Origin of the sequence: Mesomycoplasma conjunctivae (assembly GCF_000026765.1) — a bacterium.
Classification (GTDB): Bacteria; Bacillota_I; Bacilli_A; order Mycoplasmatales; family Metamycoplasmataceae; genus Mesomycoplasma; species Mesomycoplasma conjunctivae.
Map to the genome: position 1 here is coordinate 308,947 of NC_012806.1, position 25,852 is coordinate 334,798.

16 protein-coding genes are annotated in these 25,852 nt (G+C 29.4%); 12 read left to right on the plus strand and 4 right to left on the minus strand.

What is annotated here, in order from left to right:
• Positions 1–19 precede the first annotated feature (19 nt).
• Positions 20–997 (plus strand): FtsZ/tubulin family protein, encoded by a 978-nt coding sequence (locus MCJ_RS01415; RefSeq protein ID WP_012751506.1) that lies wholly within the window; start codon positions 20–22, stop codon positions 995–997.
• A 99-nt stretch (positions 998–1,096) separates the two neighbouring features.
• On the opposite strand, the gene MCJ_RS01420 is transcribed toward MCJ_RS01415, so the two are convergent.
• The 4 genes from MCJ_RS01420 to MCJ_RS01435 all read right to left on the minus strand — a co-directional run bounded on the left by MCJ_RS01420 (position 1,097) and on the right by MCJ_RS01435 (position 6,514).
• The gene (locus MCJ_RS01420) at positions 1,097–2,968 is read right to left on the minus strand and encodes a DUF2779 domain-containing protein (protein ID WP_012751507.1); all 1,872 of its coding nucleotides are present in this window, start codon (positions 2,966–2,968) and stop codon (positions 1,097–1,099) included.
• 36 nt (positions 2,969–3,004) lie between these two features.
• The gene (locus MCJ_RS01425) at positions 3,005–4,159 is read right to left on the minus strand and encodes a hypothetical protein (protein ID WP_012751508.1); all 1,155 of its coding nucleotides are present in this window, start codon (positions 4,157–4,159) and stop codon (positions 3,005–3,007) included.
• A gap of 227 nt (positions 4,160–4,386) precedes the next feature.
• Positions 4,387–5,763 (minus strand): FAD-dependent oxidoreductase, encoded by a 1,377-nt coding sequence (locus MCJ_RS01430; protein ID WP_012751509.1) that lies wholly within the window; start codon positions 5,761–5,763, stop codon positions 4,387–4,389.
• Positions 5,764–5,833: 70 nt separating this feature from the next.
• Positions 5,834–6,514, minus strand: a complete 681-nt coding sequence (locus MCJ_RS01435) for a 16S rRNA (uracil(1498)-N(3))-methyltransferase (protein ID WP_012751510.1) — start codon at positions 6,512–6,514, stop codon at positions 5,834–5,836.
• A gap of 77 nt (positions 6,515–6,591) precedes the next feature.
• Here MCJ_RS01435 and alaS point away from each other — a divergent pair, with 77 nt between their 5' ends.
• The 11 genes from alaS to MCJ_RS01490 all read left to right on the plus strand — a co-directional run bounded on the left by alaS (position 6,592) and on the right by MCJ_RS01490 (position 25,777).
• Entirely contained in the window at positions 6,592–9,246 is a 2,655-nt protein-coding gene (gene alaS / locus MCJ_RS01440) for an alanine--tRNA ligase (RefSeq protein WP_012751511.1), read from the plus strand.
• Complete coding sequence (gene ruvX / locus MCJ_RS01445; protein ID WP_012751512.1) at positions 9,237–9,662, plus strand: Holliday junction resolvase RuvX; 426 nt, start codon at positions 9,237–9,239, stop codon at positions 9,660–9,662. The genes alaS and ruvX overlap by 10 nt, the downstream gene beginning before the upstream one ends.
• Before the next feature lie 18 nt (positions 9,663–9,680).
• Positions 9,681–10,250: an aminoacyl-tRNA hydrolase gene (gene pth, locus MCJ_RS01450; RefSeq protein ID WP_012751513.1), complete on the plus strand. Its 570-nt coding sequence runs from the start codon at positions 9,681–9,683 to the stop codon at positions 10,248–10,250.
• On the plus strand, positions 10,228–11,115 hold the full coding sequence (gene tilS, locus MCJ_RS01455) for a tRNA lysidine(34) synthetase TilS (protein ID WP_012751514.1): 888 nt from the start codon (positions 10,228–10,230) through the stop codon (positions 11,113–11,115). The genes pth and tilS overlap by 23 nt, the downstream gene beginning before the upstream one ends.
• A gap of 26 nt (positions 11,116–11,141) precedes the next feature.
• The gene (gene ftsH, locus MCJ_RS01460; RefSeq protein WP_012751515.1) at positions 11,142–13,406 is read left to right on the plus strand and encodes an ATP-dependent zinc metalloprotease FtsH; all 2,265 of its coding nucleotides are present in this window, start codon (positions 11,142–11,144) and stop codon (positions 13,404–13,406) included.
• 69 nt (positions 13,407–13,475) lie between these two features.
• Positions 13,476–14,948 (plus strand): lysine--tRNA ligase, encoded by a 1,473-nt coding sequence (gene lysS / locus MCJ_RS01465; RefSeq protein ID WP_012751516.1) that lies wholly within the window; start codon positions 13,476–13,478, stop codon positions 14,946–14,948.
• 13 nt (positions 14,949–14,961) lie between these two features.
• Entirely contained in the window at positions 14,962–15,834 is an 873-nt protein-coding gene (locus MCJ_RS01470) for an HAD-IIB family hydrolase (protein ID WP_012751517.1), read from the plus strand.
• 87 nt (positions 15,835–15,921) lie between these two features.
• Complete coding sequence (efp, locus tag MCJ_RS01475; RefSeq protein ID WP_012751518.1) at positions 15,922–16,482, plus strand: elongation factor P; 561 nt, start codon at positions 15,922–15,924, stop codon at positions 16,480–16,482.
• A 50-nt stretch (positions 16,483–16,532) separates the two neighbouring features.
• A complete protein-coding gene (locus MCJ_RS01480; protein ID WP_012751519.1) occupies positions 16,533–18,374 on the plus strand; it encodes a transketolase in 1,842 nt (613 codons plus the stop codon).
• 570 nt (positions 18,375–18,944) lie between these two features.
• On the plus strand, positions 18,945–22,004 hold the full coding sequence (locus MCJ_RS01485; protein ID WP_156768882.1) for a P97 family adhesin: 3,060 nt from the start codon (positions 18,945–18,947) through the stop codon (positions 22,002–22,004).
• 32 nt (positions 22,005–22,036) lie between these two features.
• Positions 22,037–25,777, plus strand: coding sequence for a P110/LppT family adhesin N-terminal domain (locus MCJ_RS01490; protein WP_012751523.1), 3,741 nt, complete (start codon positions 22,037–22,039; stop codon positions 25,775–25,777).
• Positions 25,778–25,852 lie beyond the last annotated feature (75 nt).

The following is a 25,852-nucleotide window of genomic DNA, read 5'->3' on the forward strand; positions in this document are numbered from 1 at the left end:
AAATGGTAAAATCATGCTAATGGGATTAGGTGATTTTGGAATTGATGTGGTAAAAGCTTTACCATTTGATGATTCAGCTATTTTTTCTAAAAAGTTTGTTAATAATATTAATCAACTAACAACATCAGTTCTCCATCCTAGTAATTCAATCTTAACTCAAGATTATGAATTTAATTATGACATTGACTTAGCAGAAGAAGTTTTCTTACAAAAAAGTGAAGAAATAAAAACACAAATCGCAAATGCAGTAATTATATTTCTCATTCATGGTTTGGGAGGCGCCACAGGAAGTGGGGCAGCCTTGGCCATTTCGCAAATTGCTCGCCAGGAGAAAAAAGTTGTTATTTCAATAGCGCTTTCTCCTAACGAGTACGCAAGCACAAATATTCATAATAATACATCCGATTGTATTAACAAAATCAAATCTATTGTAAGCTCTTGTATATTATTATCATATCAGCGAATATCAGAAGAATATCAAGGGTTTCAAGTTAGAGATGTTAAGCAATTAATTATTAATAAAATTGCTAGCATCATCAATACAATTACTAGCATTCTTGTTCCCATTAATCCAGTGATAAATATTGATATCTCTTTGGTCAAAAGTGTTTTAACTAATAGTAAATTTCTATTTATTAATAGCTCAAGTGCTAATGGCAATCATCGTGCGAACAAAGCAGTTGAAAAATTATTAAATAATAACTTTAGTGATTTTGAATTTAATAGTGGTGATGAGATGATAATTGCTATTTATTCAGATGAGAAAATACAAGTCAAGGAAGTCAATGAAATATTACAGAAAGTCAAATCTAAGTTCCGTAAAGACATCAAATATAGTCATGGTGTCTATCATAGAAAGAATTTAGGTGACAATATTACCATTGGAATCATTGCAAGTCAAAAAAAGTACGATTACGAAATTAATACAAATCCTCACAATCAACTAGAAAATAGTGAAGAAAATGTTGATTTGTCATTGGTTAGCTTTACCAACTAGTCCATAAATTGTATTACTAAAAATACCAACAAATAAAATTTGTTTATCAAGACGATGTCCTGAGAAGTTTTGAAAAACAAATCCAGATTGTTGGTTTTTTTATTTTGCTAATAAATTAAAATTTTTAGTTTCAATAACTTGAATATTGCTTAGTTTGCCAAGATTATCTAAAATAAAATTAAGAAAATCTCACACCATAATCATGGCAATAACATCATTTTGACAATAAATTTGTAGCTCTTTTTTTCTCATAATTCATTCATTATCGCCAATAAAATTTAGATAACGATCAATGCCGTATTTCATTGCTTGTAGTCCATTTTGAACTGCTAAGGATTTATATGGTGTGATTAATCTTTTTAATTGATAGTTATATTTTGTAATAAAATACTCGATTTTTTTAATTGAATAAAAAGCTTTTAGATCAGATAAAATTACCATTGCATTTGCAAAAGGATCTTTTAAATCAATTATTTTTGATATAATTTTGTTAACTTTATCTTGATAAGCTTTAATTTTGTTATTAATTTCTAGTCCATCTGGATTAAAATCGGCTTTTATAGTTTTTTCTATAATTTTGAGCATCTCTTTTAATTTTGATTCTTCATAACTCTTGTTAAAAACAATATATCAATCAGCATCTTCACTATAAATGGAATCAATTATTTGAAAGCAATTTTTTCAATTGTAATTGATAGGATCAAAAACTAAATTAGTTTTATCAAAATCTTGCTCAATTATTTCACCATTTAAGGTGGTAATAATAGATACTTGAAAAACTAGTTGCTGATAAGGTGAGGTATAATCAATAGCAGGATAGGGCAGTGAAAAAGCTTCAAAATCAAATCAAACAATTTTTTTGTCACCATTCATTTTATCTAAAAAATCTCTAAGATTTTTTTCTTTATTAATAATAATTTTGTTTTCTTGCTGCAAAAACTTAAATCAAAATGATTGATTGTCTCAGTTAGTTATTATTTCTGGTTCTTGCAAAGCTTGCAAAATTTTGCTAGTTGTCAGAAAATTACCACTAAAATTTGCTAATTTTGGTTGTTTTAATAAAACAATTTCTTTAAAGAATTTATTTTTTTCAAAACTACCATTATCTAAATCATTAGGCAGATCTAATTCTTTGATATCCTTTGCTAATCTAATGTCTATTAAAGCCTTTTTGATAGGGATTAGTGGAATCCCATTGTCGGATTTACCTTTTAAACAAGCTTGTTTTTCAATTACATTTTTAATAACAGAATTATATATTGAATTTTTTTCTACGCAGTTTGGAGTATTAAATTCTTCAAAAGTCATGCCATATTGTTTGGCAATTTTAGCTACAATAGTTTTGTCAAAAGTTTTTTCTTTTGCGCTAATTTGTTTAGTAGTTTTAGTTTTGGAAATGTTATATAGGTGTTCAAAATCAATTGTTTTGGCTTTGGCAAATTGTTCGTCTTTGATTAAAAAAATTGATACTTGTTCAATTGGATTGAAATCATTTGTTTGTTCTCTTAGTGCATATGTGGTAATTCAAAAATCCCAGTTGCTTCTTAAAAAGTCTTTGATTTTGCTAGAAGTACTAACTTTGAAATGTCCAATTTCCTTGTTTTTAATAAAATAAAAATCAGGTTTTGCTATTGCATCCTCAAACAAAAAAGTTGGCCATAAAATTATATCACAATGACCATTTTTTATAAACTCTTGTGTTTGTTTTATAGATTTATCAATAACATTATCTTTAACTATACAAATGTTTAAATTTTGATATTTATTTTTAATAAAATCTAAAAAAGCATTATTAAATTTTTGAAAAATATTAGCATGCAAATCAATGAAATTAGGATTTCTATCTTCTAAGTTATCCAAATCTCAAAAAACATCATCATCTTCATTTTCTTCAGTAGTTAAATTATTTCAAACAAAAAAAGGCTGACATGTTGATAAACGATAATAATGGAAAAATTTGATGTAATCCATTTATAAAAAAAGCTCAACAATTAGTTTGGTAAAAGATTAATTGATATTAATAATTTTTTCTAAAATAGATTGATTAATTTTTAAATTATTATCACTATTTTTAATATCTGCGTCAAATTTTTTGCTATTAGTGTTGAGTAAATTTTGTGATGCTACAAGTTGAATGGAAACAGGATTTTGTTGGTTTCAAGGTAAATTAGCAACAAAAATATAGCTATTATCTTCTTCTGAAGGAGATTCATAACTTGCTATATATTCAATATCTTTTCCTGTTTCATCTTTTTGATATTTACCACCGCTACTGGTATTGTTGAGGACTTTAAAAATTAAATTATAGCTTTCCACATTGTCTAAATTAACAACTCCATTTGCAAATTTGACAATAAATTCTGTTCGAATTGTTTTTAAGTCAGAGCTAATTTGACCAGTCATTTTTTTTGGAGCTACTTTTAATGATACAATATCGGCTTCAGTTCTAAAGTGAATTGGAAAAATACCTTCAGTTCTTAATTTGGTACTTTTTCCATCCTCTTTTTTGAGAAATAAACCTTCGATTGTATAATTGGTATCTCTCTTTAGTAGTGGTATAAAAACATGTAATCGCTGATCTGTAGAAGCACTAACTGGTAACTCAACGCTTTCAGATTCATTGTTTAGTTCACTATCACTTTTGTATTTTACTTCAACTTGTTGGTTGATTAAACTTGCATCATCTATTTTTAAACTAAATGCATATTGGCTTGAAGGATCTTCTGGTAATTCAGTTTTTAAGTCTCCAAATTGAGGTGTTTTAGTAGTTGTAAAAACATTATTTTTCAAAAATAATTGTTTTTGTGCTTCACTACCTAATTCTTCAATTTTAACTGCATACTCAGTTTCTGGATTTAATTGAGAAAGACTAATTTCTACTTTTTGCCCATTATTATTTGTTAGTCGAAATCTAGCATCTACTTTATTAAAAGATTCTTGGCTTTTTTGACGCAAACTAACTTGAAACTTGCTTGCTACATTTTGGGCAGTAAGATCAGTTTTTTCTGGATAACTCAAAATAATTTTTGCAGATGTTGATTGAATATTTTGTATACTAATTTCAGCATTATTTTGAGTTCCACAAGCTACTAAATAAACAGGTGTTGAAAAACTAGCGACACCTAATACAAATGGTACAAATTTATTTTTTTTAATTTTCATAGTGATCCTAGCTAGATTTTTTTAGTAAAATGTTTGATGCATGTCAATAATTTATTTCTATATTATAACACAAAAACTAAAAACTCTTGCAAACAAAGCTTTAGTTGATTTTCTTAATTAATGTCTAAAAATTGGAAAGTTGTTTATTTTTAAACAAAAAAGCTTCTCAAATTTTGAGGAGCTTTTTTGTTTTTTAATTTTTTCAGCAAATAAGAGATAAATATTAATTATTTTTTGTTATAACTTAAACCTAATGCATTTAATATTACTTGTATTATAAAATTAAATGGTTTGTTATAGTGTGGTAAGAAATAGAAGTCAGAAAGTGCTATTTCAGGAAGTGTCATACCTTTTTGGATAGCTAGTGATAAAAAGTAAATAGCTTCTGTGTGATTAAATGAGTGTCCATATGATCCAATTTGTGCACCAATAAGTTTAAGTGTAGTTTTATCATAGGAAATTTTAATTCAAATTTTTGACTTATGTTGCATAAATTCAGGACGATCTCAGTCTTCTAAGTATTCAGAAGCAACATTTTCAATTCCAACCATTCCGCAACCTTTTTCAGTATAACCTGTAGATGAATAATTAAATCCAAAAACTGAAATTGCATTTGTTCCAACATAACCTGGAAAAGGAATATCTTCACGTCCTGCTAAGTGGAAAGCTGCTACAATTCCTGATTTTACAGCATTAGTTGCAAGTGCAATATGTGCATGTTCCTTAGTTACATTGTGAACCATAGAAGCTGAATCACCAATTACGTAGATATCTTGATCGGAGAGTGATCTTTGGAATTTATCTACTTTGATAGCACCATTTCTTGTTTTATCTAAATCAGCGAGTAATTCGGTATTTGGTTTGAAACCAATTGCTAAAATTACTAAATCAGCTTCATAGATTCCTTTATCAGTTTGAACTGCAGCAACTTTTTTACCACTTGCATCAGCAATAAATCTTTCAACTTTTTGATTAAATTGTAAGCTAATTCCTTCTTTGCGAATTTTTGATTCCACTTTTGAAGTAAATTCATAATCAAAATAGTTAGGAATAATACGATCTTGCATATCAATAAGTGTTGTTTTTTTACCATATTTGTGGAAAGCTTCTAGTAGCTCAATTCCGATATATCCACCACCAATGATAATAACATTTTTAACTTCAGGATCGATAGCTTTTTGTTTGATTTCTTTAGCATGTGTAAATGTTTTAGAAACTAAGATGTTTTCTAAATTAATTCCTTCAAATGGAGGAATAATTGGTCAAGTACCACCTGCAAAAATTAATTTGTCATATGTATCTTTGAAGGTATCACCTGTTTTTAAATTTTTAACAATAACATATTTTTTTTCACGGTTAATTTCAATAACTTCGTGCTCTAAGTGAGTTTTAACTCCCATAGATTCCAATTGGCTTACACTTGAGTAAAAAAGCCCTGATGGATCTTGAAATTCATCACCTACTCAAAGAGCAATACCACATCCTAAAAACGAAATATCAGTATTACGGTCGTATGTGACTAATTCGACGTCAGGTCTAATAGTTTTTAATGTTCTTAAGAAAGAGGTTCCAGCATGATTGGTTCCAACGGATATAATTTTCATAATTTAAACTCTTTTCTATTTAATGTATAAATAAAATTATAACAAAAAAAAGTTTGTTATATTCTTATTACTATTGCTTTATTCTCGAGAGTAAAAAAATGGCGGCAGTTTCGGCTCTTAAGATTCTTTTTCCTAATGAAATTGCTTGAAAACCAAAATTTTCTGCAATTTCAACTTCCTCTTCTGTAAAACCACCTTCAGGTCCTACTAAAAAAATTGTATTATTTTCAAATAAAGAATTTATCATTAAATTATTATTTTCTTTTTCATGAGCAATAAATTTATTTTTCATATGCTGATAGTTTTCGATTAAAGTCTTTATTTTTATAGGTTTTTCAATCACAGGAATAACATTTCGAAAAGATTGTTGAGCAGCATGGGTGATTATTTCTTGTCAACGCACAAGCTTTTTATCAATGTCGTTTCCTAATTTTTGTTCGACATTTTGACTATAAAAAGGTATTATTGTATTAACACCTAATTCGGTAGCTTTTTGAATTGCAAATTCGAAAGCTTTTGTCTTTAAAATTGCAATTGCCAAAACAATATTTTCTGTATTTTCATGATTATAATCAAGTTTTTTTAAAATTAGAGCCCTATTTGGAAACTCAAATTTTGTTAGGTAGAATTCTTTTTGAAATACACAAATAAACTTTTTATTTTCTTGTCTAACTACAGATATATGTTTGACAATTTTTTTATCTAAAATAAAGTAATTGTCTTCTTTTTTATTCACAAAAAAACGAAACATAAATAATATTTTACAAAATTTGCTTATATTTTATTAAAATTTATTTATTATATATTAGTTTAAACGAATGGATTTATATGAAAACAAACTTAAGTTCAAAGCAAATTCGACAATTATGACTTGATTTTTTTGCAAGTAAAAATCACCTAATTGTTGAATCTAAATCACTTATTCCACAAAATGACCCCTCACTTTTGTGAATTAATTCAGGTGTAGCAACACTTAAAGAATATTTTACAGGTCACAAACAACCTCCAAGCAAACGAATTACTAATTCTCAAAAAGCTATTAGAACTAATGATATTGAAAATGTAGGTATTACATCTAGACACCACACAATGTTTGAAATGCTAGGTAATTTTTCAATTGGTGATTATTTTAAAAAAGAGGCAATAGAATTTGCTTTTGAATTTTTAGTATATGTTCTAAAAATGGATCTTGATAAGCTTTACATAACTTATTTTAGCGATGATTTAGAAACTAAAAAATATTGACAAGATTTAGGTATTCAAGATGATCATTTAATTGCTGGAAATCAAAAAACTAATTTTTGAGATATTGGCTTAGGTCCTTGTGGTCCTTGCAGCGAAATTTACTATGATCGCGGAGAAAAATTTGATAGCCGTGGCATTGAATTGTTAAAAAACGATATTGAAAACGATCGCTTTATTGAAATTTGAAATATTGTTTTTTCAGAATTTAATAATGATGGTGAAGGTAATTATACACCTTTGGTTTCCAAAAATATCGATACAGGTGCTGGTTTTGAACGTATTGTCTCAATTTTGCAAAATGGCCCAACTAATTTTGATACCGATTTATTTTTACCAATTATTTTAGAAGTAGAAAAGCTTTCCGATTTTAAATATGATGTTGATAATTATTTTAAAAAAGACAAAAAACAAACAAAAATCAACACTTATTTTAAAGTTATTGCTGATCACATTAGAAGCGTTGTCAATGCAATCAACGATGGTGTCGAACCTTCAAATACTCACAGAGGCTACATTATTAGACGGCTCATTCGTCGGGCATTTCGGATGGGTAGAAAATTGGGTATCAAGCAAGCTTTTTTATACAAATTAGTAGGTGTTGTCAAAAGTAGTCTTATTTATGACATTGATGAAAAAAAAGTTGCCAAAATAATTAAAAAAGAAGAAGAGCTCTTTGAAAAAACAATTGAAAATGGTGAAATTCTTCTTAATCGCGAATTTGAAAAAAATGGCAAGAATTTTAACATTGAAATTGTATTTAAAATGTTTGAAACATATGGTTTTCCCATTGAGTTAACACAAGAAATCCTTGAAGAAAAAGGACTAAAGTTGGATTTTGACAAAATTGAAGAACTAAAAGAAAAACATGCCAATCTTTCTCGAGGTAAACAACATCTTGGAATGAATTTAGCTATCAATTCGCTGGCACTAATTAAAGGAAAAGAGAGTGAATTTGTAGGTTATGAACATCTAGAGCAGACTGCAAAAATCTTATTTTTAGCAAATAATGAATCACTTTTAGAAACTACGCAAGAAGATGAAATTAGCTATGCAATTTTTGATAAAACACCTTTTTATGCAACTGGTGGTGGTCAAAAACATGATCAAGGTTTAATTATTCAAGGTGATAACAAAATTGAGATTATTAAGGTATTCAAAGATAAATATTTCAATAATATCCATGTTTTTAAAGGTGTTTTAAACAAAAATGAAGAAGTTAAACTAATAGTTGACGAAGCTAATAGAAGAAATTTAGAACGTAATCACTCAGCAACTCACTTGCTTTTTAAAGCGCTTAGAGAACAATTTGGTTTGCAAATTAAACAATTAGGATCAGATAACAATGAAAATAGACTAACTTTTGATTTTCCAGTTAGCAAAAAACCCACTGATGAAGAATTAGCAAAAGTTGAATCCTTGGTAAACTTTTATATTCAAAGCTCTACCCCACGTAAATATTTGAACACAACAATTAAAGAAGCTGAAAAACTCAATGCAATTATGACACTCGAAGAAGCAGAATATATGGATCCCAAAAATGTTCGTTTAGTTCATTTTCAAGGTATAACAACCGATCTTTGTGGCGGAACTCACATTGCAAATACTTCATTAATTCAGAAATTTAAAATTATTTCTTGTCAAAATAAAGGTAGTGGTGTTTTTCGAATTCGAGCTATTACCACTTTGGAAAAATACTATGATTATTTGACTCAACAGGTAGAACAAAAAGAGCTAAGCTTGGCAGCTATTGAGCAAAAAAATCGTCAATTTGATCCTTTTTATAAAATGCAAGTTCACCGCGTTAATGATTTAGAAATTCTAAATAATAATTTAGATTTGGCAATTAAGCAAGCAAAATTAGATACGCTCCAACTCATAAAAAACAAGAAAAAAGAAGAAAAAACAACAGATTTTATCTTCAATCAAGAAAAAATCTTTACATTTAATAATCAAGATTTTTATATTGATTTTATTACAGATAAACAAATTAATAGCAAACAATTGGCAGCCACTTTACGCGAAGAGCACGCAAATATTACTTTTGTTTTATTACAAGAAATGGCAGCTCAAAAAATATTAGTTGTTGTTTCTTCAAAAACCAACAACTCTTTAGATATTTTAAATAAAATTAACAAAATTTTTGATGGCAAAGGTGGGGGTAACAAAATTATTGCCCAAGGAATTCTAAACCAAAAAGAAGTTAATATTAATAAAATCAAAGAGATAATATGGATGTAAAAAAGCGAATTTTAGCACTAGATTTAGGTACTAAAACATGTGGCTTTGCTATAACAGATCCTTTGGCAATTATTGCCCAATCTCTTGAAAATTTTACTTATAAAAATGGTGATTTAAATCAAATTGTCTTGAAAATTCGAGATCTGCAAAAGCAATATGAAATCGGAAAAATTGTTTTAGGATATCCACTTTACATGAATGGCAATAAAGCACCACATACGTTATTAGTTGAGAAAATGTCTTCAATTTTAAAGCAAAATTTTCAAATACCAGTTGTTTTACAAGATGAGCGATTATCAACAAGTCAAGCACATGATATTCTCATTTTAGCAAATGTGAGCCGCAAAAAAAGGAAAAAAGTGATTGATAAATTAGCAGCACAAATTATTTTAGAGCGTTATTTAAGTGAAAATTAAAATTCAAAAAAGGAAGTTATGAAATTAATAGTAGGATTGGGTAATCCTGGTAAACAATATGAAAAAACCAAGCATAATGTTGGTTTTTGAGCAATTGATGCATTAGCCGAAAAAATAGGGGCTAAATTTAAACAACATTTGCCAAAAACACATTATTCTATTGCTGAAGATTATGAAATTATTCTTTTAAAACCACAAACTTTTATGAATCTTTCAGGAGAAGCAATTGTTGAGTTTCGAGCATTTTGCAAATCTAAAGGAATTAAAATTAGTGATATGCTAGTAATTTATGATGATATGGATTTGCAAATAGGACAAGCAATAATGCGAGCTCAAGGAGGAGCAAATGGACAAAAAGGAATGCAAAATATCATTGATCTTTTAGCTACTAAAGAAATTAAAAGGATTAAAATTGGTATTGGAAGATCACAACATGCAGCTGATTATGTGCTTAGCCCTTTTAATTTAGAAGATCAACACAAAATAGAACAAGTTATTCAAAAAGTTGTTGAAATTTGTTTGTTTTATTCAACTAACAACTTTTCTAGTACTATCCAGGTTTTTAATGTTGAAAAAAACAAAATATAGATTTTTATTAGCCATCAGCGGCGGTGCTGATTCAATGTATTTGCTAGATCGCTTTAAAAAATTTGATATAATTGTTGCCCATGTTAACTATAATTTGCGCAAGCAATCAATATTAGAGCAAGATCTAGTTGAGAAATATTGTCAAAAAAATAATATAACTTATCAAATTTTAGAGTTAAAAAATATAGAATATAAAAGTAATTTCCAATCAGAAGCGCGTAATCTTAGATACAAATTTTTTTCTCAAGTTTATCAAAAATACCATTGTGACTATTTGGTTATCGCTCATCATAGTGATGATTTTTTAGAAACTATTTTAATGCAAAAACTTAAAAATAAAATTGTTAATTTTTGAGGTATTAAAGCCAAAATTAATAATTTTGGTATGCAAATTTGAAGACCTTTGATTTATAAAGTGGATAAAAATAAAATTATCAAATATAATAAAAAAAATAATATTGCCTACTTTGATGATCAAAGTAATTTCAAACCTATTTACAAAAGAAATCAAATTCGAATGGATATACAAAAGTGATCCTGAATCTATAAAAAGATGTTTATTTTAAAATACATTTTGTATAATTTTGTTCTCAAAATCAAATGATTTTTTATTAAAAAAGAAATAGCAAAATGAAAACAATCTGACTATAGTACCTACTTATTTTCAAAGCTAAAATACCAAACAAATATTATATATTATATAATTCATAACAATTTTGAAGAAATTAACTTAACAAAGGGTAAAATTAATGCCATAATTACCTTTATAAATTCAAAAAATTCTAATGGTAGTTATCTTTTAAAAGAAAATGTTTATTTAATTAAAAAAAAACATAAAATAATACTAAAATCTAGTAAAATTTAATAAACTATAATTTAGAAAGGAAGCTTATGAAACAAAGAATGAAAAAACCCTCTCTTGGGACCTTTATTTTGATTTTAATTCTCATTGGTATTTTAGCGTATGTTCTTTGGCAATTTTTATCACCAAAATTAGGTTATAAATCATTGTCTGATTTAGAACAAAGAATTATTACCAATGCTAAAAGCGCAACTGATGATAACTTTTTTTGAGCTTTCGGTTTTGATATAAGTGACTTTAGAATTAAAGTTGTTGAGCAAGTTGGAAATAGAATTGAAAGCTATCAAGTTGTAGCAGATCCAACTATTATTCGTCTTTATCAAGCAGGGACAGGTGGTGTTATTAGTGAAAATATTTTATCACAACTGGGCTCTAGCGCTCCTAAAGTTAATAGTTGAAGAGAAATTATTCAATTAGCAACTAAGGCCTCTTTAACTTCTGAAATTATTGAAAATGCTATTAATCAAAAAATTAATAACGCACTTTCCTTAGTCGGCGCTGGTCAAAGTGTAAGTAAAAACACTATTGTAAACGCTAACCTACCAGTTATTTTTAACTTTGATCGTCCAAGAGGTAATTTCTTAAGTAGTTTTATAGTACCTTATATTCCCTTCTTGTTAATCAGTTTGTTTGGATTTTGATTATTTTTTAGACTTAGTCAAAATTCACAAGCTGGAGGTGGGTTATTTAACCCTGGAAAAAACCAAGCAATTCGTATAAAATCAAATAAAAAATTCACCGATGTTGCTGGAAATGCTGAAGTAAAAGAAGAAATTGCAGAATTTGTTGACTATTTAAAAAATCCAAAAAAATATGCAGCTGCTGGTGCAAAAATTCCAAAAGGAATTTTACTAGGTGGTCCTCCAGGAACTGGAAAAACCTTGCTAGCTAAGGCGACTGCTGGTGAAGCAAATGTACCATTTTTCTTTATTTCAGCTTCAAACTTTGTTGAATTATATGTCGGAGTTGGAGCAAAAAGAGTGCGTGAATTATTTAAAGAAGCACGTGCTGAATCTCCAGCAATTATTTTCATTGATGAGTTAGATGCAATAGGTCGCTCACGTGGATCAGGAATTGGCGGTGGGCACGATGAGCGTGAACAAACCTTAAACCAATTACTAGTGGAAATGGATGGAATGGTTGAAAATTCAGGAATTTTACTCATTGGAGCTACCAACAGAACTGATGTTTTAGATCCAGCGCTACTTCGTCCAGGACGTTTTGATCGCTCAATTATTGTGGGATTACCAGATATTAAAGAAAGAGAAGAAATTTTAAAACTTCATGCTAAAGGAAAACGTATTTCTCAAAATATTACTTTGGCAAATATCGCAAAAAGAACACCAGGATTCTCTGGCGCACAATTAGAAAATGTTATCAATGAGGCAACACTTTTATCTGTTCGTGAAAAAACACAAGTAATAACTGGTAAACAAATTGATGAAGCCATCGACCGTGTAATAAGTGGTCCAGCTAAGAAAAATAGAGTTATCACTGAGGATGAGCGTACCATGGTTGCATATCATGAAGCAGGACATGCTGTTGTTGGAATTAAGCTACGTTCTGGGGTAAAAGTACAAAAAATCACTATTGTTCCTCGTGGAAACACTGGTGGATACAATTTAATGCTACCCGAACATGAAAAATATAATTCTACTAAATCTGAATTGTTAGCTTCAATTGCCGCTTTTATGGGTGGAAGAGCAGCAGAGGAAATTATTTATGGTAAAAACGAAATTTCAACTGGCGCAGCAAATGATATTGAAAAAGCTACTAAGATAGCTCGTCGTATGGTTACAGAATTTGGAATGTCTAACTTAGGACCAATTCAATATGAGCAAGACAATTCATCACCATTTTTAGGTCGTGATTATTTTAAAAATGCTTCTTTTTCATCACAAGTTGGGCATGAAATTGATATTGAAATTCGTGAAATTATTTCATCTTCATATAAATTAGCAATTGCTACTATTCAAGAACATAGATTATTACTTGAGTTAATTAAAGATACTTTATTAGAAAAAGAAACTATTGTCTTTGAAGAAATTCAACAACTTGAGCAAACATTGAAACCATTGCCAAAATCTACTGAAATTGAAGAAAAACAAAAAGTGAATACTAAAGATATTTTAGAAGAATTAATGGGTAGTGATTTTGCAAATAATCAAGAAAAAAGCTATGAAAATGAAGACCAAAATCAAAATTCACTAGAAGCAATAAATTATAATATTGATGATCAAGATGATGATAAAAATGACAGTGAATCTAAAATTGATAGTTCTAAAGAACAATAAAACAAAAAGAGATTAGTAATTAAAAAAATAAGATTTTTATCTTATTTTTTTATAATATAAAGGAAAAAAATGGAAAAATTAAATGATCAAGAAAAAGTAAGGTTAAATAAATTTGAGAACTTACAAAATAATAATTTAGCTTTTAGTGAATCAAAATATTCTCATTCTGATTGAAATGAACTAGAGAGCAAATTTGCTAATCACACTAAAGAAGATCTAGAAAATTTAAATATTAGAGCTGCTTTTGCAGGCAGAATTATAGCACAGCGTGGCCCTTTTCTAGTTATTCAAAATAATGGTTTGCACATTCAGTTATACATAGATAAGCGATTTTCTCAAAGTGAAAAATATCATCTTATTTTTGAAAATCTTGACCTTGGTGACATTATTGAAGCCGAAGGTTATTTGTTTAAAACTAAAACTCAGCAACTTAGCTTACATGTCTCAGATTTTCTTTTATTAACAAAATCGCTCAAACCACTTCCTGATCAATACTATGGCTTAAGTGATCAAGAAGAAAAATATCGCAAACGATATTTAGACTTAATTGTAAACACAAAAACAAGAGATACTTTTATTAAAAGAAGCAGAATTGTTTCATATATTCGTCATTTTTTTGATAATCAAAATTATTTAGAAGTTGATACTCCGGTGCTCCAACCTATTTTAGGTGGGGCTTCAGCTCGTCCTTTTATTACTCATTATAATTCATTACACCGTGATTATTATTTAAGAATTGCAACTGAACTACCTTTAAAAAAATTGTTAGTTGGTGGTATTGATCGCGTCTATGAGATTGGAAAAATCTTTCGTAATGAAGGTGTAGATACAACACATAATCCTGAATTTACTAGCATTGAATTTTATCAAGCTTATGCAAATTTAGAAACTATGATGCAACAAACCGAAAATTTATTTCAATTTTTAATTGAAAAAATTAACAATTCAAACCCAGTTTTAAACTTTGGTGAATATCAAATTGATTTTAGCAAACCTTTTGCGCGCATCAATATGGTTGAAGAAGTCTCCAAAAAAGTAGGTCATAATTTTTATCAAATTTCCGAAGAACAAGCCAAACAAATAGCGCAAGATCATGACATCAAAGTAGAACCTTTTTATACAAAAGGTCACATTATTAACGAGCTTTTTGAAAAATATATTGAAGAAGAGTTAATACAGCCGACATTTGTCACTGGTCATCCAATTGAGATTTCTCCTTTGGCTAAAAAAGATCCAAAAAACAACAATTTTACTCAACGTGCGGAACTATTTATTGCCAAAAAAGAATTTGCCAATATGTTTAACGAACTCAACGATCCTTTTGATCAGTTAGCACGCTTTGAGTCACAAATTAGCGAAAAAAACATGGGAAATGAAGAAGCTAGTGAAATTGATTATGACTTTGTTGAATCACTTTATTATGGCTTGCCACCAGCTGGCGGTTGTGGAATTGGCATCGATCGTTTAGTGATGTTGTTTACCAATAATGAATCAATTCGTGAGGTTATTTTATACCCGCAACTAAAAACCAAAAAGGAGTAAATTAGCTATAAAAATGAAGAAATTATTTTTTGCTTTTGATCTAGATGGCACAATTTTAAACCGTTACAACGAAATTGAAGACAAGATTATTGAAGCACTAAAGTTAGCTCGTGCTCAAGGCCATATTTTAGCAATTGCCACAGGTCGAGGTTTGCCAGGCTCATTAGAATTAATTAAAAAATATCCTTATTTTGACTACATCATTGCCAATAATGGGACACTAATTTATAATGTAAAAGAAAAAACTACAATTGATAAAGGCTCACTTGATGTCCAAACTATCAAACTACTAATTGAAGACTGTAAAGCAAGCAAATCGATATGTGCAATTAGTAGTTTGTTTAATTTGTATAAGTATGCTCCTGAAGACAACTATCCTTGACTAAAAGAGCAACATATCATGGATATTCATGTTTATAAAAAAATTGAATTCCAAGAGATTGAAAATGTTTTAGCAACTGAAAAAATCAACCAAATCGCCCTTCGCAACTCGGAATCAGAAATTAAAAAACTTTATCAAAAATGGTCTGACAAACTTGCTGGTATTTATAAAACTACCATCACAAATAAAATTTTTCTTGATGTCAATCCTTTAAGTGTTGATAAATATTTTGGCATTAAATTAGTCTTAGATTCACTTAATTTAGATGAGAGTTGCTTAGTTACTTTTGGTGATAGCTCAAATGATTTTTTAATGATTCGCCACGCTTACTACGGTTTTGCAATGCCTTATTCCACACCTGATATTGAAGAGGTTGCAACTAAAGTTTTAAAACCAGATTTTGATGTTAATAGCAAGCAAGTTCAAAATCCAATTGCTAGTCAAGTTAGTCATATTCTTGCAAACATTGCAAACTTTGACAAACTTTATAAAAGCAAAAAATAGCTATCAAAATATAGCTATTTTTTGCTTTTGAATAAAAAAAATTAAAATTGTGATAGAATAAAATAAAACAATTAAAAAGGAGAAATTATGATAAATGTTAACGAATTTCGCCCTGGGATTACCTTCAAAGATGAAGGGGATATTTTTGTTGTTCTTGAATCACAACACTCAAAACAAGGTCGTGGACAAGCTAATGTGAAAGCAAAAGTAAAAAATCTAAAAACAGGAGCAATTATTGTCAAAACATACTCAGGAGGAGAACGGGTAGAAAAAGCTCACATTGAAAAAGTTTCAATGTCATACCTCTACAACGACGGTGATGCAATTGTTTTAATGAATGATGAAACTTTTGAACAAATTAGTATCGAAGTCTCCAAAGTTGAGTGAGAAATTAAATTTTTGGTCGATGGTGCAAAAGTTAAAGTTCGCAAATATGGTGAGGAAATTTTAGATATTGAACTTGCCCCAAAAGTTGAACTTTTAGTAACACAAGCTTTTGATGCTGTAAAAGGAAATACTTCATCAAATCCAACCAAAAAAATTACCCTCGAAACTGGTTATGAAATTGATGCACCTTTATTTATAAAAGAAGGTGAAAAAATTGTTGTCTCTACCGAAACAGGTAAATATGTTTCACGCGGTAATTAATTACTAAAATCAATAAAAAAGCTATAAATTTATACACAAAAGGAGTTATTATGTCAATTGAAACACTAGCAATCAACACTCTTAAATTAAATGGTGTTGCCGCTGTTAATAAAGCAAATTCTGGTCACCCAGGAGTTGTAATTAGTGCTGCTAAAATAGTTTATACTCTCTTCAGAGACCACATGAATTATGATCCTAGTGATCCAAAGTGAATTAATCGTGATCGTTTTGTGCTCTCAGCAGGTCATGGATCTGCACTTTTGTACTCACTTTACTATTCATTAGGAATGCTCACTCGTGAGGATTTACTAAATTTTAGACAACTGGGTTCTAAAACTCCAGGGCATCCAGAATTTGGTCACACAGTTGGGGTAGAATCAACAACTGGGCCTCTAGGTCAAGGAATTGCAATTGCTGCTGGTTTGGCAACAGCACAAGCTCATTTGCAATCTAAATTTAAAGAAATTGATCACTATACATATGTTCTTTGTGGTGATGGTGATCTCCAAGAAGGCATTTCTTATGAGGCACTCTCCTTTGTTGGACAAAACAAGTTAAATAAATTTATTGTTTTATATGATAGCAATGATATTCAATTAGACTCACCAGTTTCACTTGTTTTTAAAGAAGATCTTAAAAAACGTGTTGAATCACAAGGGTTTAACTACTTTATTGTTAAAAATGAAGTTGACTTAATCTCAGCCGCTATCACTCATGCTAAAACCCTTGATAAACCAAGCTTTATCGAAGTAAAAACTATCATTGGCGAAGACACACCAGGCGCTAATACCAGTGATGTTCATGGTATGCCATTAGGCAAAGATATCGAAATTTTCAAAGCAAATATTAATTGAAATCATGACGATTTTTACTTAGATGCCCAAGTTGTTGAACACTATAAAAACACTTTAGTGGCTCGTAGTCTTGCTAAAAAAGCTAAATTTAGCATTTCTGAGGAATTAGCTGTCTACTTAGAAAAAGCGCACAAACCAATTACTATTGATTTAAACATTGCTAAAAATTTAGCAACTAGAGCTTCATCAGGTGAGATTATTAAATATCTTAATAAAAATTTAGAGCACTGAATTGGTGGCTCAGCCGATCTAAGTGTTTCTACAAAAGTTGCCGGTGCCGATGGTATTTTTAGTCCACAAAACTACCAAGGTCGTAATTTAATGTTTGGTGTGCGTGAGTTTGCAATGGCGGCCATTGCCAACGGTATTGCCCTCCACTCTGTGCTAAAACCTTTTGTTTCTACCTTCTTTGTTTTTAGTGACTATTTAAAACCAGCTCTAAGACTATCTGCGCTTATGAAACTGCCAGTTACATACATTTTTACTCATGACTCTCTCTTAGTTGGTGAAGATGGCCCAACTCATGAACCAATTGAGCAGCTTGCAATGATTAGAAGTATTCCAAATGTGCATCTAATGCGGCCAGCTGACGAAATTGAAATGAAATCAGCATACGAAATTGCACTCAATTCTACAGATAAACCAAGTGTCATTGTTGCAAGTAGACAAAATATTGTCTCACAAGAGAACACAGATGGCCTCGAATTTAAAAAAGGTGCCTACTTACTACGTAAATCCGAATCTCAATTTGCCATTATTTCAACTGGAAGCGAGCTTGAATTGGCAAGACAAATTGCCCAAAAATTTGATTTAAATCTTATATCTTTATCACATTGAAGCACAAAGCCGATCTGAGATGCAGATAAAGCAATTTCAATTGAATTAGCTTCTACTTTTGGTTGACAAAAACATGCTAAATATAACTTTGGTTACGATGATTTTGGCTTTTCGGCCCCTGCTGAAAAAATTTTAGAACATATCGGATTTACCTTTGAAAATATTAGCAAAGAAGTTGCAAAAATTATCCAAGCTGATTAGTTTATAAAAATAATAATATTCATTTTAAAAAACACCAATTTTGGTGTTTTTTAAAATTAAACTAATATGTGTAGACAAACTTTTAAAATACTATAAATTAGAAGACTTTATAGCTTTATTATCTAATAAAAAGGATTCAAAAGAGAACAACTTTGAGACTAACTAAATATTGATAAGATGCTATGAAGTTTTTCCAACCCTAATTTTTAAATAAGACTAAAAGCATATAAATTTATAGCAATTAAGCTAAAAATAATTAAGTTTAGAGATAATGATCTACTTATTCTTTTTAAGCTAATAGGTATTGCATGATTAAAAGAGATTTTATTAATCATTTTATTCAAATATATTATATAATTTAGATAAGGTAAAAAATAAACCAATCTAATTCACTTTAAAAAGTGTATAAATTTAAAGAATTTTTTGCTAATTTAGCTATCTTAGAATTATTAAGTTGGAAATCTAAATTAGATTTTTTCCTATTTATATGATTTTTTATTTTAATTTTAATAAAATTTTCATATAATTATAATGAAAATTAAAACTAAAGAAGGTTTTTACAAAAACGACATGAAAAATAAAAAAACATTAATAATTGGTTCAGCAATTTCAATTGCAGCAATTACTACTTTTGGTTTAGTAGTAGGTTTTGCCTCAAGAGCTGGATATAACGGAAGTGATCCAAGACAAGGTGTAAAAGACGAATTAGCAAAAGTAAGCTCAGTAGCTTTTAAATCTGACTTTGCACCAATAACTAGTGACTACAACAATTTAAAAACTCGTATTTATGACGAACAAGGAAAAATAAAAGAATCTATCAACTTAGATGATATTTTTGATTTTTTTACAACAAATGGTAGTCAACAATCAGTTTATAATACACCGCAAAAATATAGATTAGTTATTGAAGAACTAAAAAGTGATGATGAAAAACAACGTTTTGAGCTAAGATTCCATTTCGAAGAAAAACTTGAAAATGGTAAAATAGCAAAATCGGAAACTATTTTTACCTATTTAAATCCAATTGATAATGTTAGAAGTGCTCTTACTAGTTTTGCTCACATAGTAAAACAAAATTTTTCTAATTTAAAATTACTTGAAAGCACAGAAGATACTTCTACATCAATTTCACTTCGTCCATTAAAATTAACTCTTGAAAAAGATTTTTTAGATAGTATTAATAAACTACAAACTTCACAACAAGTAGCTAGTGCTATTGGTAGATATTTTGATATTTCAAAAGTAAAAAATAAAATTACTGCTCAAACACTAGGTTACAAAATTCATGAAAATACAGATCCATTCCAATTTGAATTTATTAAAAATCCAAGTGATGATTCACAATGAATTAGCAAGGCTAATGATCAACAAGGAAGCTTGCGTCTTTTTGTAAAAACAAGTTTTAACCAAGAAGCTAAAAAAGATCTTCAAAATTACCAAGGAAAAGATGAATCCTATATTGATGTTATTACAATTTCCAACGATGGTAAATCCTTCTTTGCTGATCCAAGACAAATCATTGATCAAATTGATATTAACCCACTTGATCACTTTGACTATTATCACAAAGGTTTAACAAGTCAAACAATTACTACTAATTCAACTAAACCAGACACTGAAACTGATGCTTCATTTGTTGATGCAGCTGGTGCAAATGATTTAGGAAAAATTGATTTATTTGATTATAACGCTACTGAATATTTTACTAAATTACAGAGCTTTGATATGAACGATGCTAATGCTTTTATAGCTTCAGCTCTAACAAATCGCCTCAGATATACTTTTGGTCAATTAAGTAAATATGAAAGTCAAATTACAAATAGTTTAAGATATCAATTTTTACCTTCTCAAGCTCGTATTAGATATAATCAAACAAACCAAAGATTATATATTGAAATTCCAGTACGAATTTCTTTATTAGAATCTGTTTATGGTGGTAACTCACAAAAAGTTCTTACTAGCAAAGTAGTAAAATTCAAATTAGAAAACTTTAAAAATAAAATTGATTTAGAAGCACTAGAGAATACAGAAATTAGTGATCCAAAAAAAATTCACGATTACAAAGACACAGGAAGACCTATTCGTGCAACTCGTGGTGAATTAATTGCTTTAGTTAAAGAGAAAAAATTCAAAGAAGTTGAAAATTTATTAAACACTAATTATATTTTTAATAAAACTTATTCTTTTAGATTAGCCAATATTGAAAATGATAATGCTTCTGGTCTAATTGTTCCACCAACACTTGAAGAAATTAAAAAAGCTAAATTTTATCCTAATAAATCATCTCGATTTGTAAATCAAAATGTCTTTATTTCTACAAGTGATGTCTTTAATTCTAGAAGAGAACCTAATGATACTTTAGGTCCAATTGCTGCATTTTATCGTTCACTATATGTTCAAGGTCCAGAGGCAGTTGCTCGTGGTCTTTATGAATTAGCACACCAAGCTGGTGTAGAATTTACTACAGCTTATGATCCTAATTTTTCTGGAGCTAACTTTAGTGATCTTAAAAATATTAGATTTAAAAAACCAATTGCAATATTTAGTATCAACAACGATTTAGGATTTAACGATTTTGCAAAATCATCAGTGTTATATATTCCTTTCTCATTAAGTGAGACTGAACTTCATCAAGAAGCACAGAAATTAGCACAATCTAATTTAGCAGCTAATAATTTTACCAATTATAGTACTGAAGAATTTGATGATAAAGTTACATACAATGATTTTGTTTTAAGTGTTAGAAATAGCCAATTCACTAAATTGCGTAAACAATTAGTTAAAACCTATGTAAACACTCGAACAGCTGAAAACCGTAATGCTGATTATGCTGATGGTGACATTGATTCAACTAGTCCAACTATTGCATTAACTGAAATGGAAAATCTTCAAGACCTACTTGTTGCCTTCTATTTACAAGCAGCTTACCATGATGGTTGGTCAACTTATACTCCAAATGGATCACAATATCGAGTTAATTTCGAACTTGCAAACACTGAAGAAGAATTAGCAGATGAGACAAAACCACTTAAAATTCGTTTTGCATATCAATTTGGATTTTTAGATCAAAATAATGAATTGCAATATGTTAGCTCAAATGATAAACAATTAACAACAATTGATAATTTCTTCTTATTATCAAAAGAAAATAGAGCAAAACGTGATGAAACTCGAAGACTTGATAATATTATCCTTGGAGTTCCAGCTTCGCTAAAAACATATGAACTAGATAAAGATCAATATGATGCTATTAAGGTAATGCAAAAAGACAGTGTAAAATTTGAAGAATTATCTCAATATATTGGAAGCGATTTAGCTAACTATTTACAAGCAATTGACAAGGATTTAAAAATTGAAACTGCTGATGTTATCAACAATAAAGTAGGAACAACTAGCATTATTTTCCGTTTAAAATCTGGAGAGAACAATCAATCAAGACTATTATTAGAAATTAGAGTAGTATTAAAACCAACTGTTGAAATCAATTTCCAAGATGCACCTGAAGCTCAAGGAAGAGCTAACATTACTCTTAATAGTGGAGTTAGACGCTCAACACCAGTTGCAGCACCTGCTCCTAGCACAACTACAACAACTACCCCTGGCGCAACTCAAACACCAGCTTCAAACTAATCAAATATCAATTTAACTAAAAGGAACTTAATATGAAAACAAAAAAAAATAGAAATAAATTATTAATAATTGGTTCTGCAGTTGCATTTTTAGCTTTAACAATTGGTGTTGGAGTTGGTGTTAGCAAAAACCGTATCCTTAGTCAATATGAATCATATTTCAAAGTTGGAGAACCAACTTTATTAGATAATTCGCAAAAAGCTGACTATCAAGATTTAGCACAAGATCTTGCTAACTTAAAAGTTGCAACTGATAAACAAAATATCTCTGCACAAGTTGCCCTTGATTTAGAAAAAGATAAAAGATATGCATTTCAATTAGCAGATGTTATTGATTTTAGTCAAATTAGTAAAAAATATCCTAACTTAGTTTTTCAAGTAGCTACTACTAATTCGCAAACTAGTACACCAGCTACAAGTGCAAGCTCAGGATCTATTAATAATCTTTTGGTATACGCTTTTGATAAACAAACTAGACAACAAGTTTTATCAAAAGCTATCAAAGCCACCCTTAGTGGATTTAGCACATCTGCTCCAAGCGATATTTTAGCTAGTGAATTTTCAAATCAGTCAACTATTAAAATTAATCGTCAATTATTTAATTCACAAGTTATTTTACCTTCACAATTTTTAGTAAAATTTCAAGATCTTTTTGCTTCCCAGGTGGCAAAAGAGACTAATTTAAAACAAGGAAGTTTGGGTGAGACTATCAATATTGCTCCTGAGTCTAAAATTACTAAAGAGCAAATTGAAGCTGCCCAAACTCGTCAAGCAGAAAGTCAACCAACAACTAGTTTATCAGAGGCTAAAAGTTTTCAAATTTTAATGGATACCATTGCCTATTTTGGTGGGCTCAATGTTGTTGATAGTAGTGGAAATACCTCCCTACTTTCTCCTGATTTAATTTTAACTCCAGTTGCTGGACAAAAATCTTATATCCAAATTAATGCAAATGATCAAGATGGAAGTGCAAGTGTTGCTATTAATGTTAAAAACGCGCAAGGACTTAGCCAAGTTTATAATATTGCTGTTGAAGGTCTTGATTCCATTAGTGGCATTCAAGAAAAATTTGAAGCTGAGCTCAAAGCAAATGCAAGATCTTATTTTGATATCAAAGATAGTTTAGAATTCCGTCTTTTTAGTACTAAACAAGGAATTTATACAACTATTAGTAATTATTTAGAAGCAGAAAGAAAAGCTGAAGAAGAAGCTGCTAAAAAAGCAGCAGAGGAAGCTGAAAAAGCCAAACAACAACAACAACAACAACAACAACAACAACAACAACAACAACAACAACAACAACAACAACAACAACAACAACAAACACAGCCAGCACAGGGAAGTGACCAAACACAGACAGCCGGATCAACTACAACTGGCACTGCTACCCCTTCAACTCCAGCAGCAGGCACTGCTGCCGCTTCATCCGGAACCGGTGCTGTCCAAACCCAAGCTACAGGTGAAAAAACTGAAACACAAGAAGATGCCCAAGCTAAATTAAGAGCTAAAATTTTAGCAGAAGCTGCTAAAAATAATATTGAGTTTTTAAAATCCCAAGGTGCTACTAAAGACAATATTAATACCTTTGAATTCTGATTTAAGAACAAAAATAAAGCCTTTTTAAACACTTTCCAACCAACATTTCAATTAATTAACTCTGATAATAATCAAAGTATTGATGCAACAAATAGTATCTCAGTTGCTATTAATTTACAACCTATTATCCCATTAACAATTTTACATCCTGATAAAATTGACTTACCTGAAATTATTGAAAAAACAGGTCCTAATGATTCCTTGACAGCTTTTGATAACTATCAAATTAAAAATATTGAACTTAGTCCTTTTACAGTAAATATTTTTGGTAACCAACTAAAATATCAATTAGTTTCTACTATTCCAGCTAAAAATATTAATATTAAAGATAACAATATTACTCAAGTTTTCCAAAAAGATATAAAAACCCTCTTTGAAAATAGTAAATTAGCTGACTACTTTAAACTCACAAGTGCAGAAAAAACTAATATTCAAACTCAATTAACAAGTTTTTTCAACACTAGAGCAAAAGATGTTGTTGTACCTTCAGAACAAACTTTTGCAACTAGTTTTCAAGCTAGCAAACCAGCTGGTCAATATTTAGCAGATGTTTTTGCAAGCCTTGACAAATTAGATCCTTCATATCAAAAAGAAATTAGTTTTGATTTTAATGAAAATAATAATATTTATAGTATTATATTTAAGCTCACAAAAGACCAAAAAGTTGAAAACCGTGTTATTGAAATTAGTAATGTGGCAAAAAATAATGAAGCTTATGATTTAGCTCAAAGTTATAGTGCTAATATTTTCATTGATGGTAAAACTAATCTTCAATATAATCGTCCAATATTTGGACCAAGTGATCTCTTTTATCCATTTAGCATTGCGTCTTTAAATAATAGTAATCAAAGATATAGAATTAACAGTGAGACACTTCCAAATTATTTAGCAACTCCAACAGATGTCTTAGGTCCTATTTTACAAACTATTAATAAATACCCTCAACGTTCTAAGCGTGTTCGTGATCTTCCTAACGCACTTACATTATTATCCAAGCTAAATAATGAAGCTCAATTTAAAAAGATTTTGGATGAAAATGATAAAGCTGTAAAAGGTATAAGTGAAAATATAAGTAAAATAAATGGTGCTCAAGAATTACAGGAAAAAATTCTTGAAATTGTTGCAAAAGAAAAAAACCTATCTAAAGAAGAATTACAACGTAATTTAAGATTCTTCAATAGAATTACCAAAGATGGTTTGGCTATTAATACACCTATAATTTATGATAATAACTTGCTAACTAAAGATGCACCTGGAAATGATACAGAAGTTGAAAGAGTTTCCAATTTATCAAAAGGTGTATTATATTTAGCTTTTACCCCTACTAAATTACTCGAAGATGGTAAAAAATATAGATTATTATCTACAGGTGATTTTAGAGGATCTAGAAGTGGAACTGTTTCCTTATATATTCAAAAAGTAAAATCTATTCCTGGTGATGTAACCGGTCTAAAAGAGAATACTGATGCCTTTATTTTAGGTTTAGATTACGATGATACACTTTCATTAACAGGTAATACAGGTTCTTCAGTAGATCGTACTAGTGTTTTAGCTATTATTGATGTCAATGATCGAACTACAATAACATCTGCAAAAGATTTTTCTATAAGTGGTGAAGATTATCAAAAAGGAACAGACCAGTTTAAAGACAAAATTAGATATTCTTCACGACAAAACACTTCTGAGGCCCAAGGGAGCATTTTAGGTAGTCTTGATCAACCAATACTATTAGAAGTCATCACTGATGGTAGACAAATTACCTTCAATGTTTATCCTTCTAATTATGACCGAAATACTAACAATTATATTAGTGCAACCTTGAGAAATCAACCTATGAGACCTCAACCTATGATGGCTCAACAATCTTCGGTAGGTCAACCTTCAGGAGCTCAAACTTCGGGAACTACAGGAACTCAACCAAGCGTTATGCAACCTACACTAGCTTTCGATCCTCAAGCTCAAGCAGTTATAGGTCGAGGAATTGATTTTGGTATAATTGGTGATGATGTAAGTGAAAAAAATAATCCAGTTGATGAAAATGGAAATGAACAAAGTCGTCCAGCTGGAGGTATTATTCTTAAAGGTTTTGCAGTCTTTAAAGATAATGAAGCAATCTTAAATAATACTACTAATCGAAATAAAGTTCGTGATGCATTTATTAAACAATATTTAAAATAACTTAATTCTTTAGTGAAAAAACAACAATTATTTGTTGTTTTTTTCTTTTAAAAATAATAAAAAAATAAGTTTTTA